Origin of the sequence: Alteraurantiacibacter lauratis, from assembly GCF_037154155.1 — a bacterium.
Lineage (GTDB): Bacteria > Pseudomonadota > Alphaproteobacteria > Sphingomonadales > Sphingomonadaceae > Alteraurantiacibacter > Alteraurantiacibacter lauratis.
The window spans coordinates 1-12,896 of sequence record NZ_JBANRN010000011.1 but is presented as its reverse complement, the minus strand read 5'-3'; the positions used below and the strand labels follow the sequence as shown (position 1 = coordinate 12,896).

The window sequence follows — 12,896 nt, the reverse complement described above, 5'->3', positions numbered from 1 at the left end:
ATCGCTTTCCGGATCAACCGGGCCGGCACAGGGGGTCTTGCGCAAAGCACGCAGCGAGGAAATCCAGAAATTACCGTGTGCGAGCCGAGATATGGTGCCCGCTGGGAAGCACGGCATGGATGGGCATGGGTTCAGGTTCAAAATCCGGCAGGACCGGCAGCAAGCGACCTGTCGCAAGATCGTCCTCGAACAGCCAGCGTGCGCTTTGCACAATGCCCGCCCCCGCCAGCGCGGCGGCGCGCAGCGTGCTGGGGCAATTGGCGCGCAGGCGCCCGTTCACGCGAACGCTGCGCCCGCCGGTGAAGTGCCATTCATTGCCTGCGCCCAGCAACGAAAACAGCACACAATCATGATCTTTCAGGTCAGCCGGGATAACAGGCACCCCCGCACGCGCCAGATAGTCCGGCGATGCGGCCAGCATCCGCCGGGCCACGCCGATACGCCGCGCGATCAATTGCGAATCCACCAATTGCCCTACGCGGATGCCCATATCCAGATTGTCGGACACAAGATTGAGCGCCCGGTCGGAAATGACCAGTTCGACGGAAATGCCGGGGTGGCAATCGAGGAACTGCTTGACCATCGCCGCCACCTTGCGCTCCGCCAGGGATTGCGGACAGGTCACGTGCACGAGTCCCTTGGCCTGCGGCGCAGCGCTGATCAGCGCCTTGGCCTCGTCAATCGCCGCCAGCGCCTGTTTGGCAGCATCGTAGAATCTCTGCCCTTCCTCGGTCAGCGTCAGCGACCGGGTAGTGCGCTGGAAAAGGCGGGCTTCGAGATGGCTTTCGAGCGCGGCCACCTGCTTGGACACGGTCGATTGCGTCACGCCCAGGCTGTGGGCTGCGGCGGAGAAACTGCCGGCTTCGGCCACGGCCACAAAGGTTTGCATCCATTCGGCGATCATTGATGCGCCCATCGAATAGGTTTTATTCGCATCTGCCAGCTTATCTTCGCGGCATGAATAAGTATAGTTGGCGGTGCGTGCCGCTATCGGGCTGCCGCTGAAAAGGCCAGAAGGGGTTGAAATGGCCACGGATGCATCTGCAATTCGGGATCAAGCCGCTGTTTCCGAAGACGAAAATGCCTCGACCGGCCGGAAACCGCGCAAGCGGCACGCGCTTGCAACGCGCATCTGGCACTGGGTGAACCTTGCCAGCGTGGTGATCCTGTTCATGTCCGGCCTGAACATCTCGAACGCGCACCGCTATCTTTATTGGGGCAAGTGGGGATTTTCGCCCGATCAGGCCTGGCTGGCGGTGCCGCGCTTTCCGGGATGGATGACGATTCCCGATTACTACAGCCTGGCGATTGCGCGCGACTGGCACGTGCTGTTCGCCTGGGTGTTCGCGCTGAACCTGACGCTTTACATGGCGGTGTCGCTGGCAAACGGGCATTTCGTGCGCGACCTGTTCACGCGCATTTCGGAATGGCGGATTACCAATATTCGCGCAGACATTGCCGCCCATCTGCGCCTGCAATTCGATCACGCCGGGGCCAATTTCAATTTCTTGCAAAAGGTCGCCTATTCCAAGGTGATCTTCCTGCTCCTTCCGCTGATGATCTTCACCGGCATGGCAATCAGCCCCGGCATGAACGCGGCGGCACCGTGGCTGCTCGACATATTCGGCGGGCGGCAGAGTGCGCGGTCGATCCACTTTATCTGCGCATGGGCGCTGATGGCGTTCCTGCTGCTGCATGTGGCGCTGGTGCTGCTGTCCGGCCCCGCAAAACACTTGCGCGACATGATTTTCGGAGGGCAAGACGATGCGGCGGCGTAACTTTCTGGTCGCGGCGGGCGCGGCCTTCCTCGCCGGGTGCAACAAGGTGGACGAAAGCCGCCTGTTCGGTGCGCTGGTGGACGGAGCGGAAAACTGGCACCGCGGCATCCATCGCGCACTTGGCATGGGCCGGATTACCATGGCGCCCGAATACACCAGCGCCGATATCAGCCCTTTCTTTCGCGGCAATGGCACAACCCAAGTCGGCACGCCCGAATACAACGCCGCACGCGACACCGGCTTTGTCGATTGGCGTCTTGCCATAACGGGCCTTGTCGAAACCCCGCTGTCGCTCTCGCTCGACGATCTGCGCGCCCTGCCGCAGCGCACGCAGATCACCCGGCACGATTGTGTAGAGGGGTGGAGCGCGATCGGCGAATGGACCGGGCCGCAATTGTCCGAAGTCCTCGCACTGGCAGGCGTGAAGTCCGGGGCGCGCTTTGCCGTCTTTCGCTGCGCCGATGCCCTGCGCAGCGGCCCCTATTACGAAAGCTGCGACATGGATGATGCCATGCACCCGCAGACAATTATCGCGCATCTGTTGAATGGCCGGCCGCTTCCTGAACGCAATGGCGCGCCCCTGCGTATGCGGATCGAACGGCAATTGGGTTACAAGCATCCCAAATATCTGACCGGCATCGAATTGGTCGCCAGTCTCGACGGCATCGGACTTGGCAAAGGCGGCTATTGGGAGGATCACAACGGCTACCAATGGTATGCAGGAATCTGACCGGCACCCGCACCCGCCCCTGCATTGACTCGTTCCCGTCACCCTGCAAACCTTGCAGCCGGAACCAACAGGAGGGAGACGGAACCGGCCATGTGGCTTTTGGACAAGATGCTGCGCAAGCTGATCCGCGCAGGGCAGCTGATCATCACCGACCATGATGGCAAGGTCTACCAATATGGCCCCGGCGGCGGCACTGCGGAAAGCGGCGACGCGCCCATTCGCATCCGTCTGACCAATTCTAAAGCCGCCAACCACATCGCCCGCTATCCGCAGGTGGGCGCTGGCGAGGCATTCATGTGGGGCTGGCTGGAAGTGGAGCCGCCGCACGATATCCGCGACATGATCCTGTTCGTCACCGCCCAGTCCAAGGCGATCGGGGACAAGGCGTTGCAACCGCAGGGGCCGGTAAAGCGCCTGATTCAGAAGGCCGCAGCCAAGGCGGATTCGATCAATCTGAAAGGCAAGGCGCGCAAAAACGCCGAACATACCTATAACCTCACCCGCCGCCTGTACGAGCTGTTCCTCGACGAGGACCGGCAATACACCATGGCCTATTACCGCGATGCGGACCCGGCCAAGACCAGCCTGGAACAGGCGCAGCGCGACAAGAAGGCGCATATGGCGGCCAAGCTGTATATGCAGAAGGCGCGCGAAATGGACCGGCCGATGCGCGTGCTCGATATCGGCTGCGGCTGGGGCGGCTTTGCGCTCTACCTCAACAAGCATTACGGCTGCGAAGTGCTGGGCGTGGCGCTGGCGCCCGATCAGATCGCCTTCTGCAAGGAACGCGCGAAAGCCGCCGGGGTGGACGACAAGGTCAAGTTCGCGCTGATGGATTACCGCGATGTCGAAGGCACGTTCGACCGGATCAGCTCGGTCGGCCTGCTGGAACATGTGGGCACGCCGCATTATCCGCAATTCTTCGAGCACACGAACAAGCTGCTCGCCCCTGATGGGGTGATGTTCAGCCATTGCTGCGGGCGTGCTGGCCCTCCCGGCTTTACCGATGCCTGGACGCGAAAATACATCTTCCCCGGCGGCTATATCCCGGCGCTGAGCGAGCTGGTGACCCAGTCCGAACGCTATGGCTGGCAAGTGATGGATGTGGAGGCGATGCGCTTCCACTACTCCTACACGCTGGAAGAATGGTACAAGCGCACCGTGATGCACCGCGAGGAAATCACCGAAATGTATGACGAACAGTTCTACAAGATGTGGCTGTTCTATCTGGCGGGGGCGGAGCAGTCTTTCCGCAACGGCACGCTGGTCAATTGGCAGATCCAGTATGTGAAGGATCGCGCCGCAATCCCAATGACGGGCGAATATGTCTACGAGGAAAGCGCCCGCCTGCGCGCGGCGGAGGAACCGCCCGTCTGGCACCTTGACCCCGCGCTGAAACAGGCGGCGGAATAGAGCAGCAGGTCTGGCTTAATCGGGGCTCGAAGCGCACCCCAGGCATTTAACCACAGTCGGATTGAGCCGCAGCCGCGCTTCGGCAATTGCGTCTCCGCAGGACAGGCAAAAGCCAAATTCGCCGCCTTCAATTCGCTCAAGGGCTGAATGAATGGCAATGCGCTCGGTTGCGCGACGGCGTTGCTGGGCAAGCGCCATCGCCTGCATTTGCATGGCGTCGATCCGTGAAAGTCGGCCGACGCTCTCCTGATCGAGGGCGACCGGGCCGCGATCGCCCGCACTCAGGCGATCCTCCTCCGCGATCTCTGCGAGCCTGCGCTCCAACAGTTCGCGAAACGCGGCACAATCGATCGCCATGTCAGCGCACCAGCAGCACCGGCACGTGCGTTGTGCGGATCATGGCGGTGGTCGTGCTGCCAACTATCAGCGTGCGGATGGGTGAGTGGCCATAAGCGCCCATTACCAGCATCGCCCCCTGGGTCTGCCCGACAACGCGAGTGATGATGTTTTCGGGTTTGCCGCTTTCCAGCGTCATCGTGACCTCACGCCCGTCGTCCAGCTGCGCGGCGGCGTCGCTCAGCGCGCGTCGGTGGGCCTCGTTGTCGCTGTCAGCCATCACGATGTTAACAGGAATTGCCGCAAACAACGGCGATTCCACCAGGCGGCCAAGCGCCCGCTGCGCAGCGGGGCTGGCGTCATAGGCAAAGACGATGCGGCGCGGCTCGGCATATTCGCGCGGGGCGACCAGCACCGGCTTGGCGCTGCCGCGTACCACCCGTTCCAGTTTCGATCCGATATGGCCGGTCGCATATTCATGGCCGGCGCCGCGCTTGCCGATCACGACAACTCGCGCATCTTGCTCGCGCTCAAGAATGGTTTCGACGATACCACCGTGGCGGTGCAAGGTGCGCACATCGAAGGCGCCCTTCTCGCGCAGTCGCTTTTCGCCCGCTGCCAGCAAAAGGCGGCCCCTTTCGATCTTGAGCCGTGCGTCCGCCGCTTCCAGATTGACGAGTTCCTCCATCAGGCTGGATTTGACCCCGAGGCCAATAGCCCCGGATAGGTCGCCGCGCGCGGCCACCGCATCGCTGCGCTGGACCACATGGAGAAGTTCAACCGGCATGGCGAGGCGCTTCGAAGCCCAGGCGGCCAGATCACAGACGCTGTCAGCGTAGCTCGATGCGTCGATACAGGCGAGGACGTGTTCCATTGGCTTGCTCCTCTCAATGCGCGCCAAGCTGCTCTTGGGCGCCCGGCTTGTCGTGTAGGGCATAGCGATCAATCATGGAGGCGCTGGCTTCGTTGAGGCCGACCACCTTGACGTCGGTGCCTTCGCGCCGGAATTTCATAATCGCCTTGTCGAGCGTTCCGACCGCCGAAATATCCCAGAAATGCGCTTGGGACACGTCGATCACCACCCGGTCGAGCACTTCCTTGAAATCGAAGGCATCCACAAAGCTTTCTGAACTGGCGAAGAACACCTGCCCCGATACGCGGTAGTGGCGCGTCAGCCCATCCTGCGACAGCTGCGATTCCACGCTGAAGATGCGCTTGACCTTGCTGGCAAAGAACAGGCCGGACAAGATCACCCCTGCACCCACGCCTTGCGCCAGGTCGTGCGTCCAGACTGTGATGATCACCGTCGCAATCATCACCACCGAGGACTGCCACGGATGATGGCGGATGTCGCGGATCGAGCGCCACGAGAAAGTGCCGATCGACACCATGACCATCACCGCCACCAGCGCCGCCATCGGAATAATGGCCACGACTGGCCCCAAGACGACAATAAGGAACAGCAAGAAAACGCCCGACACAAAGGTCGACAGGCGCGTCTCGCCGCCCGATTTCACGTTGATAACCGATTGCCCGATCATCGCGCAGCCGCCCATGCCGCCGAAGAAGCCTGTAACGAAATTGGCAATCCCCTGCCCCTTCATCTCGCGCTGCTTGTTTGAAGGCGTGTCGGTCAAGTCGTCCACGATCTGTGCGGTCATCATCGATTCGAGCAGGCCGACGGCCGCCATCGTTGCCGAATAGGGCAGGATAATCTGCAAGGTTTCCAGCGTGAAGGGGACGTCGGGGATCAGAAAGCTGGGCAGCGAGTCCGGCAATTGCCCCATATCGCCCACCGTGCGCACATCGAACCCGGCATAGAAGGCCAACGCCGTCAGCACGGCGATCGCGACCAATGGCGAAGGCACAGCCCGTGTCAGGTAGGGAAACAGATAAATGATCGCGAGGCCGCCGGCGACCAGCGCATAGGTCAGCACCGGGACGCCAATCAATTCAGGTAATTGCGCCATGAAGATCAGGATCGCCAGCGCGTTGACAAAGCCGGTGATAACCGAGCGCGAGACATATTGCATCAGCAGATGGAGCCGCAGGAAGCCTGCGATTAACTGGATCAAGCCCATCAACACGGTGGCGGCAAAAAGGTACTCAACCCCGTGATCGCGCACGAGAGGCAGAATAAGGACAGCAATGGCAGCCGTCGCGGCTGAAATCATGCCGGGCCGCCCACCCACCAGCGATATAATCACAGCGATAGAGAATGAGGCATACAGCCCCACGCGCGGATCGACCCCCGCGATGATCGAGAAGCCAATCGCCTCGGGAATCAACGCCAGCGCCACAACGATCCCGGCAAGGATGTCCCGCCGGGGATTGGAAAACCATTCGCGCCGCAGCACGGAAAGATCGAACATGCAAAAAACCTGACTGCACAATGCACGACCGGCCTGCCCGTATCGGCGCCGGAACGGCGCGGCGATAACGATGTGATGCATGAATGCCGGTCAGGAAAGGTTGTCCCGGGGATAGGCGCCGGGCCGAGCCACCCGGCTTGGCCGGGTCCGGTGGAATGGCGCGGCGATTAGCAGTGCATGGGCAATGCTGCAAGTGCGAGAATGCCGGTGGCTGCCCGTTCAACAGGCCACCAGTGCTGAACGCATACAGGCCGCGCTGCTGCAATGGTGAGAGGACCAATCGACCAGACACCCCCATGGTGCGATCAGCTCGCCGCTCAGTATGCGGGTAGAAACCCACCGCGCTCTGCCCTAGGCTGGCAGGATGACTTCGTCCGAAAAGCTGCTCGACAAGCTCGTTGCCCGCCTGCTCACCCAGGGCACAATCACGCTGCACCATGCCAGTGGCACCAGCACCACGCATGGCACACCTACACCGGGCTTTCCTGACCTTGCCTTGCGCCTTGCCGATACCCGCGTCGCGCGCGATGTGCTGCTCGATCCGCGGCTGGGCCTGGGGGAGGCCTATATGGATGGCCGCTTCAGCGTGGAGGGCGGCGACATCATGGATTTCCTGTCGCTCGTGCGGGCCAACAACCCGTGGGAGAAGAAGGGCCGCCTCGCCCCGCCCAGCCCCTTGCGCGCGCTGACCGGCAAGGTGAAGGCCGCGATCCGTGCGGTGAACAAGCCAGGTTCGTCGCGTCGCAATGTCGCGCACCACTATGATATCGGCAATGCGCTTTACCGGCTGATGCTCGATGCCGATCACATGCAATATTCCTGTGCCTACTTCCCGCGCGACAACATGACGCTGGAGCAGGCGCAGGAGGCCAAGCTGGCGCATATCGCCGCCAAGCTGAAGCTGGAGCCGGGCCTTCGCGTGCTCGATATTGGCTGTGGCTGGGGCGGGATGGCGATTTTCCTGGCGAGCCGCGCCGGCGTGACCGTGCACGGTATTACGCTGTCGCAGGAACAGCTCGCCCTCGCCCACGAGAGGGCGACAGCGGCAGGTGTGGCCGACAAGGTCACTTTCGAGCTGGTCGATTACCGCGATCTGGCCGCCCGCGAAGTGCAATACGACCGGATCGTGTCGGTCGGCATGTTCGAGCATGTCGGCGTGCCGCAGTTCGAAACCTTCTTCCGCGCCTGCGCCACGATGCTCAAGGATGACGGCGTGATGCTGCTCCACACGATTGGCCGGATGGGCGGGCCGGGGCGCACCGATGCGTTCACCGACAAGTGGATCTTCCCCGGCGGCTATATCCCGGCGCTGTCGGAAACCGTGGCGGCGAGCGAGAAAGTGCGGCTGATCGCGGCCGATGTGGAGATGCTGCGGCTGCATTACGCCAAGACCATCCGTCACTGGTATACCCGGACGCTGGCCCATCGCGACGAGATCGTGGCGCTGTTCGACGAGCGGTTCTTCCGGCTCTGGACCTTCTATCTGGCGGGAGCCGCAACCAGTTTTGAATGCGGCGCGATGTGCAATTACCAGATCCAATATGTGAGGAACCGTCATGCCTTGCCGCTGACGCGGGGCTACATCGAGGAGTCGGAGGCAAGTCTGCTTTCGCACTGCTAGCAACCGTTGCACGCGAGGCTTGCGCCTGCTAGCCGCCCGCCCGACTGTTGATACCCTAGCGGAGTGCCTGCTGCCATGTCCGATATCAAGCGTGTTGTCCTTGCCTATTCCGGCGGCCTCGACACCAGCGTCATCGCCAAGTGGCTCTCCGTGGAGCGCGGGTTGGAGGTCGTGACCTTCACCGCCGATCTGGGCCAGGGCGAGGAGATTGAACCCGCCCGCACCAAGGCGCGCGCGATGGGCATTCCGGATGAGCACATCTTCATCGAAGACCTGCGCGAGGAGTTCGTGCGCGACTTCGTCTTTCCGATGATGCGCGCCAATGCCCGCTATGAAGGCGACTACTTGCTGGGCACCTCCATCGCCCGCCCGCTGATCTCCAAACGGCTGGTCGAAATCGCGCACGCAACCGGCGCCGATGCCATTGCCCACGGCGCAACCGGCAAAGGCAACGATCAGGTGCGCTTCGAACTGTCGGCCTATGCGCTCGATCCCGATATCAAGGTGATCGCCCCGTGGCGCGAATGGGATCTGACCAGCCGCACCGCGCTGATCGCCTGGGCCGAAGCGCACCAGATCATGGTGCCCAAAGACAAGCGCGGCGAAAGCCCCTTCTCCACCGATGCGAACCTGCTCCACACCTCGTCCGAAGGCAAGGTGCTGGAAGATCCGTGGGAAGAGACACCCGACTATGTCTACTCGCGCACGGTCAACCCGGAAGACGCGCCAGACCAGCCCGAATACATCACCATCGAATTTGAACGCGGCGATGGCGTGGCGCTGAACGGCGAGGCGATGAGTCCGGCGACCCTGCTGGCTGCCCTCAACGACCTTGGCCGCAAGCACGGCATTGGCCGGCTGGACCTTGTCGAGAATCGCTTCGTCGGCATGAAGAGCCGGGGGATGTACGAGACCCCCGGCGGCGAGATCTATGCCCGCGCCCATCGCGGCATCGAACAGATCACGCTCGACCGCGGCGCCGCCCATCTCAAGGACGAGCTGATGCCGCGCTATGCCGAACTCATCTACAACGGCTTCTGGTTCAGCCCGGAGCGCGAGATGCTGCAGGCCGCGATCGACCACAGCCAAGCCAAGGTCACCGGAACGGTGCGCCTGAAGCTTTACAAGGGCCTTGCCAGCGTGGTCGGCCGCAAGTCGCCCCATTCGCTGTATTCCGAGGCGCATGTCACCTTCGAAGACGATGCCGGCGCCTATGACCAGAAGGATGCGGCGGGCTTCATCAAGCTGAACGCCTTGCGCCTGCGGCTGCTCGCCAGCCGCGACCGCAAGCGCTGAATTGCCCTGCCTTGCGGTGAAGCGTTGACTTATCCACCCTTGTCCACTGGCCATTTTGGCAAAAGTGGATAAGTGCAACGCTGCCACCTTGCTCGACTCAGATCGCAGGCGCATTCTCCACATATCGGAAGCCGAAACGGTACGCCGACCGAAAGATTGCTCCGGCAATCGGAAGGAACCGGCGCCCGCAACAGCTGACGAGACAAGGGCAAAGCACATTGCGGCGCCTGTAGGACAGCAGGGATGCGCCTGAGAGGGACATACCGGCATTCTGCAAGCTTCGTAACCGCGCTTACCCTTGACAACGACCGGAGTTGAAGCCCCGGCCCCCGATGCAAAGGCCACCACCGCCAGGGTGAAGGCCACGCCAAGGTGGCAGGACCGCAAGGCACCGGTCGCGGAGAGCCCCAAGGGCAAGGGAAAGGTCCGCCGACCATACCCGGCCTAAAGGTCAATCCGGCACCGGCGCGAGCGCCGGGCGATGATGCGGCATGGCTTGCCAAGCCGCGAAGGCCGGGCGTGAAGTGTTTCGCAGCAGCGAGGCCCACACGCCGGTGAGAGTGGGGTCGGCAGCAATGCCGGCCCCATTTCCGTTTCGGCACTCTCCCTTGTCGAAGCCCAACACACAGCCCCGATTCTCCCCCGGAATGCGGCCAATTGTGGCCGGAAAGGGGCAGGATGAAGCGCGCCTTATGGCATCCTGCACCTCCGCCGCCTAAAGGCACCCCCATGACGGGCCTCAAACCCTCCCTTGCCAGTGGCCGCGCGATCACGCGCATCGCCCTTGGCCTTGCCGCCAGCTTGGCGCTGGGCCTGACGCTGGCCGATGCGGGCCGGGCGCAGACCGCGCCCGATGCGGTCGCTGCCAGCGCGATGGCTGTGCCTGTCGCCGCCAGCCAGCCCACCACGGCGGAGCATGGCCCGACCTTCCAGCCCTCCGAGCAGGCAGCCCTCGCCATCCCGCAAGCTGACCTGCCCGTTGCCGAAGCCCCCGCCGCCACCCCGCTCGGCACCCCGCTCGGCTCTGGCATTGCCAGCTTCTACGCCGACCGGTTCCACGGCCAGCGCACCGCCAGCGGGGAGCGCTTCGACAACCGCGCGCTCACCGCCGCGCACCGCACCCTGCCCTTCGGCTCGCGCGTGCGGGTGACCAACCCCGCCAACGGCGCCTCTGTCGTGGTGCGCATCACCGACCGCGGACCGTTCACGCGTGGCCGCCTGATCGATGTCAGCCGCGCCGCCGCCGAGGAGCTGGGCCTTGTCCGCGCAGGCCACGGCACGGTGGAGCTGGAGCTGCTGGAAGACTGATCGCCCTTCCCGCCCTCCCCCAAATCCAACACGACCTTGACACGCTGGACTCTGCGTCCACTTCGCAACAAGGTGTAACCGGCTGATTTTCATCCCCTTTTTCAGCAATTCCCGCACAGACGACACAGCGAAAAAGCAAAAATCTTCTTACACCTTCGCGCAACAATCATGCGCCACAATCATCCACGGCTGCCGCGCTTCATTTCCTCCTCCGCCTGCGCGGCATACCAGCTTTCTGACCGGGCAAAGCGCGCCTCGGCCTCCTCCGCCGCGTCGCGGTCGGCAAACAGATCGACCTCGCGCCCCGGCACCGGCTCCTCCGGTTCCCACGCAAGACCCGCGCTCTCGATCCGCTCCAGCAGCCGTTCGAACGCATCGGAGGTGTATTCGCGCGCCATCTGGTTGCGCCCCACACGCCACGGATTGGCCAGCACCCATTGCGCCAGCCGATTGTCGAACCGGCGCACCGTGCCCACCAGCTCGCCGTGGTAGAAGCGCTGCTCCTCCACCCCGTTCAGCGCGCGGTCCATCACCGCCTGCGCCAATTGGCCAAAGCCCATTTCCAGCGCGACTTCCCAGCCGAGGTCAAACGGCGTCTTCTTCAGCCGGTTGCGCAAGGCATAGGCGCTCGCCCGGCTCATCCCCACCGCGCGCGCGGCGTGTGAGACGCTCTGCGTGGCGGCCAGTTCGCGCAGGAAAGTCACCATCTTGCCGCGTGTCCATTCGTTGCGGCGCACAGGCCGGGCCTTGGCGGGGAGTTTGGTGGCGGGGGTTTCGGATTCGGTCGGCATGGAGGGTGATCCTTTTTTCGGGAGTGGGCGCTCACAGGGGCGCAGAGGCACAGAGGGAGTGAGGCACCACCAAGTCCCCCTCCCCGTGCGGGGGAGTCGCAGACGTCCCGCAGGGACAGCAGTTAGGGGGGGGTTATCGAGCGGGCGGTAGGGGCGCTTGAGGGCCAAGTGAGGGAGCAGCCCCTACCCTGCCGCCGCTGCCTGCCGCAGCATGGCCACCTGCTCCGCGCGCCGCGCCGCCATCCGCGCCGCCTGCGCCCGCTCCTCCACCAGAGCGCGCACCGCAGGCGAAAGCCGCCCCAAAACCGCGATCTCCATCCGCGCAACGCGGGTGAGCGTATCCTCGGCAGGCGTAAGGGGGTTGGATGCGGGCGTCTCGGCCTCAAGCAGCGGAGCGGCAGGCCGGTTTATCGCAGCGCCGATGCGGCCAGCGTCGACATGGCCCACCCAGGCGCGGTGAAAGGTGACATGCTCTTGGGAAGCGACCGGCGTGACGGGGAGGGAATAGGGGGAAACGGACATGGATGGCCTCGCAGCGCAAAGGGGTTTGGCTGCGAGAGAGGTATGGATTGGGGGGTGTAGGAAAGGGGGTAACAAACCCCATCCCCTTGACCAACAGCACATATCAAACCACGAAGATTGTCGTTCACACGCGGAGGAATTCAGATGCAGATCATTGATCGGGTAGATATAAATTATTTTCGATCAATTTACTCAATATCTTTGACGAATTGTCAAGATGTAAATGTAATCACTGGATCAAATGACTCAGGTAAATCGAATCTCCTCAAAGCTCTAAATCTTTTTTTCAATGATGAGGTCGAACCTCATAGCGATTTTGAATTTTTGAGAGACCTAAATCGTGATCGTGAAAATGAGGCTCGATCTGCCAAGGGCCGCATGACCATCTGGATAAAAGTCCATTTCAATAATTTTCTAGGATGGCGATCCCTTCCTCCTCAATTTGCGCTCAAGCGCACATGGAATAGATACGAGGACAAACCTCAAGACAGCTATTCAGAAGATATCCCAAGTACAACGATGGGCAGGTTTCTGAATAAAATCCGATTTCATTACATACCTGCCGTAAGAAGCAGAGATATTTTCTCTGATCTGCTCGCAGATCTACATGACACTCTGGTTCAGGACGAGTCTCAAGGGCTAAGAAACTCCTCTAGGGTCTAAACCCAATCAGCCTCTTGAAATTCAGTGCGTGTATTGATTCAGAGTGTCTCCGCTGAAGCAGGAGAC

At 62.2% G+C, this 12,896-nt stretch carries 13 protein-coding genes and 1 other annotated feature; of the genes, 7 read left to right on the top strand and 6 right to left on the bottom strand.

All coding sequences use genetic code 11. The features are described 5' to 3' along the window. Window positions 1-70: 70 nt before the first annotated feature. Complete coding sequence (locus WFP39_RS10710; protein WP_336919565.1) at window positions 71-904, bottom strand: LysR family transcriptional regulator; 834 nt, start codon at window positions 902-904, stop codon at window positions 71-73. 121 nt (window positions 905-1,025) lie between these two features. On the opposite strand from WFP39_RS10710, the gene WFP39_RS10705 reads away from it, so the two are divergent. The 3 genes from WFP39_RS10705 (at window position 1,026) to WFP39_RS10695 (ending at window position 3,921) form a co-directional block, all read left to right on the top strand. Beyond that, the gene (locus WFP39_RS10705) at window positions 1,026-1,778 is read left to right on the top strand and encodes a cytochrome b/b6 domain-containing protein (RefSeq protein WP_336919564.1); all 753 of its coding nucleotides are present in this window, start codon (window positions 1,026-1,028) and stop codon (window positions 1,776-1,778) included. Continuing rightward, a complete protein-coding gene (locus tag WFP39_RS10700; protein WP_336919563.1) occupies window positions 1,765-2,508 on the top strand; it encodes a molybdopterin-dependent oxidoreductase in 744 nt (247 codons plus the stop codon). The genes WFP39_RS10705 and WFP39_RS10700 overlap by 14 nt, the downstream gene beginning before the upstream one ends. Before the next feature lie 90 nt (window positions 2,509-2,598). Further along, a complete protein-coding gene (locus WFP39_RS10695; RefSeq protein WP_336919562.1) occupies window positions 2,599-3,921 on the top strand; it encodes a cyclopropane-fatty-acyl-phospholipid synthase family protein in 1,323 nt (440 codons plus the stop codon). Window positions 3,922-3,936: 15 nt separating this feature from the next. On the opposite strand, the gene WFP39_RS10690 is transcribed toward WFP39_RS10695, so the two are convergent. Genes WFP39_RS10690 through WFP39_RS10680 form a run of 3 tightly spaced genes read right to left on the bottom strand, consistent with a single transcriptional unit; the run spans window position 3,937 to window position 6,629 of the window. After that, the gene (locus tag WFP39_RS10690; RefSeq protein ID WP_336919560.1) at window positions 3,937-4,278 is read right to left on the bottom strand and encodes a TraR/DksA family transcriptional regulator; all 342 of its coding nucleotides are present in this window, start codon (window positions 4,276-4,278) and stop codon (window positions 3,937-3,939) included. A gap of 1 nt (window position 4,279) precedes the next feature. Next, on the bottom strand, window positions 4,280-5,131 hold the full coding sequence (locus tag WFP39_RS10685; RefSeq protein ID WP_336919558.1) for a universal stress protein: 852 nt from the start codon (window positions 5,129-5,131) through the stop codon (window positions 4,280-4,282). A 13-nt stretch (window positions 5,132-5,144) separates the two neighbouring features. After that, window positions 5,145-6,629, bottom strand: coding sequence for a SulP family inorganic anion transporter (locus WFP39_RS10680; protein ID WP_336919557.1), 1,485 nt, complete (start codon window positions 6,627-6,629; stop codon window positions 5,145-5,147). Between the two features lie 98 nt (window positions 6,630-6,727). Continuing rightward, window positions 6,728-6,781: a sequence feature (sul1 is cis-regulatory element that is thought to sense ions involved in sulfur or methionine metabolism; They are found in Alphaproteobacteria), on the bottom strand. Window positions 6,782-6,993: 212 nt separating this feature from the next. On the opposite strand from WFP39_RS10680, the gene WFP39_RS10675 reads away from it, so the two are divergent. The 3 genes from WFP39_RS10675 (at window position 6,994) to WFP39_RS10665 (ending at window position 10,854) form a co-directional block, all read left to right on the top strand. Beyond that, a complete protein-coding gene (locus WFP39_RS10675; RefSeq protein ID WP_336919555.1) occupies window positions 6,994-8,250 on the top strand; it encodes a cyclopropane-fatty-acyl-phospholipid synthase family protein in 1,257 nt (418 codons plus the stop codon). A gap of 75 nt (window positions 8,251-8,325) precedes the next feature. Then, window positions 8,326-9,546, top strand: a complete 1,221-nt coding sequence (locus WFP39_RS10670) for an argininosuccinate synthase (protein ID WP_336919553.1) — start codon at window positions 8,326-8,328, stop codon at window positions 9,544-9,546. A gap of 729 nt (window positions 9,547-10,275) precedes the next feature. Then, window positions 10,276-10,854, top strand: a complete 579-nt coding sequence (locus WFP39_RS10665) for a septal ring lytic transglycosylase RlpA family protein (RefSeq protein WP_336919552.1) — start codon at window positions 10,276-10,278, stop codon at window positions 10,852-10,854. A 179-nt stretch (window positions 10,855-11,033) separates the two neighbouring features. Here the strand turns inward: WFP39_RS10665 and WFP39_RS10660 are convergent, their stop codons facing one another. Together WFP39_RS10660 and WFP39_RS10655 are read right to left on the bottom strand one after the other, a co-directional pair. Continuing rightward, window positions 11,034-11,645: a hypothetical protein gene (locus tag WFP39_RS10660; RefSeq protein WP_336919550.1), complete on the bottom strand. Its 612-nt coding sequence runs from the start codon at window positions 11,643-11,645 to the stop codon at window positions 11,034-11,036. A 183-nt stretch (window positions 11,646-11,828) separates the two neighbouring features. Next, window positions 11,829-12,167 (bottom strand): hypothetical protein, encoded by a 339-nt coding sequence (locus WFP39_RS10655; RefSeq protein ID WP_336919548.1) that lies wholly within the window; start codon window positions 12,165-12,167, stop codon window positions 11,829-11,831. 144 nt (window positions 12,168-12,311) lie between these two features. Here WFP39_RS10655 and WFP39_RS15240 point away from each other — a divergent pair, with 144 nt between their 5' ends. Next, a complete protein-coding gene (locus tag WFP39_RS15240; protein ID WP_377923277.1) occupies window positions 12,312-12,830 on the top strand; it encodes an AAA family ATPase in 519 nt (172 codons plus the stop codon). Window positions 12,831-12,896: the final 66 nt, after the last annotated feature.

Coding starts and splice junctions, on each gene's coding strand:
- WFP39_RS10710 (WP_336919565.1), bottom strand. CDS start 904: ATGATCGCCGAATGGATGCAAACCTTTGTGGCCGTGGCCGAAGCCGGC.
- WFP39_RS10705 (WP_336919564.1), top strand. CDS start 1,026: ATGGCCACGGATGCATCTGCAATTCGGGATCAAGCCGCTGTTTCCGAA.
- WFP39_RS10700 (WP_336919563.1), top strand. CDS start 1,765: ATGCGGCGGCGTAACTTTCTGGTCGCGGCGGGCGCGGCCTTCCTCGCC.
- WFP39_RS10695 (WP_336919562.1), top strand. CDS start 2,599: ATGTGGCTTTTGGACAAGATGCTGCGCAAGCTGATCCGCGCAGGGCAG.
- WFP39_RS10690 (WP_336919560.1), bottom strand. CDS start 4,278: ATGGCGATCGATTGTGCCGCGTTTCGCGAACTGTTGGAGCGCAGGCTC.
- WFP39_RS10685 (WP_336919558.1), bottom strand. CDS start 5,131: ATGGAACACGTCCTCGCCTGTATCGACGCATCGAGCTACGCTGACAGC.
- WFP39_RS10680 (WP_336919557.1), bottom strand. CDS start 6,629: ATGTTCGATCTTTCCGTGCTGCGGCGCGAATGGTTTTCCAATCCCCGG.
- WFP39_RS10675 (WP_336919555.1), top strand. CDS start 6,994: ATGACTTCGTCCGAAAAGCTGCTCGACAAGCTCGTTGCCCGCCTGCTC.
- WFP39_RS10670 (WP_336919553.1), top strand. CDS start 8,326: ATGTCCGATATCAAGCGTGTTGTCCTTGCCTATTCCGGCGGCCTCGAC.
- WFP39_RS10665 (WP_336919552.1), top strand. CDS start 10,276: ATGACGGGCCTCAAACCCTCCCTTGCCAGTGGCCGCGCGATCACGCGC.
- WFP39_RS10660 (WP_336919550.1), bottom strand. CDS start 11,645: ATGCCGACCGAATCCGAAACCCCCGCCACCAAACTCCCCGCCAAGGCC.
- WFP39_RS10655 (WP_336919548.1), bottom strand. CDS start 12,167: ATGTCCGTTTCCCCCTATTCCCTCCCCGTCACGCCGGTCGCTTCCCAA.
- WFP39_RS15240 (WP_377923277.1), top strand. CDS start 12,312: ATGCAGATCATTGATCGGGTAGATATAAATTATTTTCGATCAATTTAC.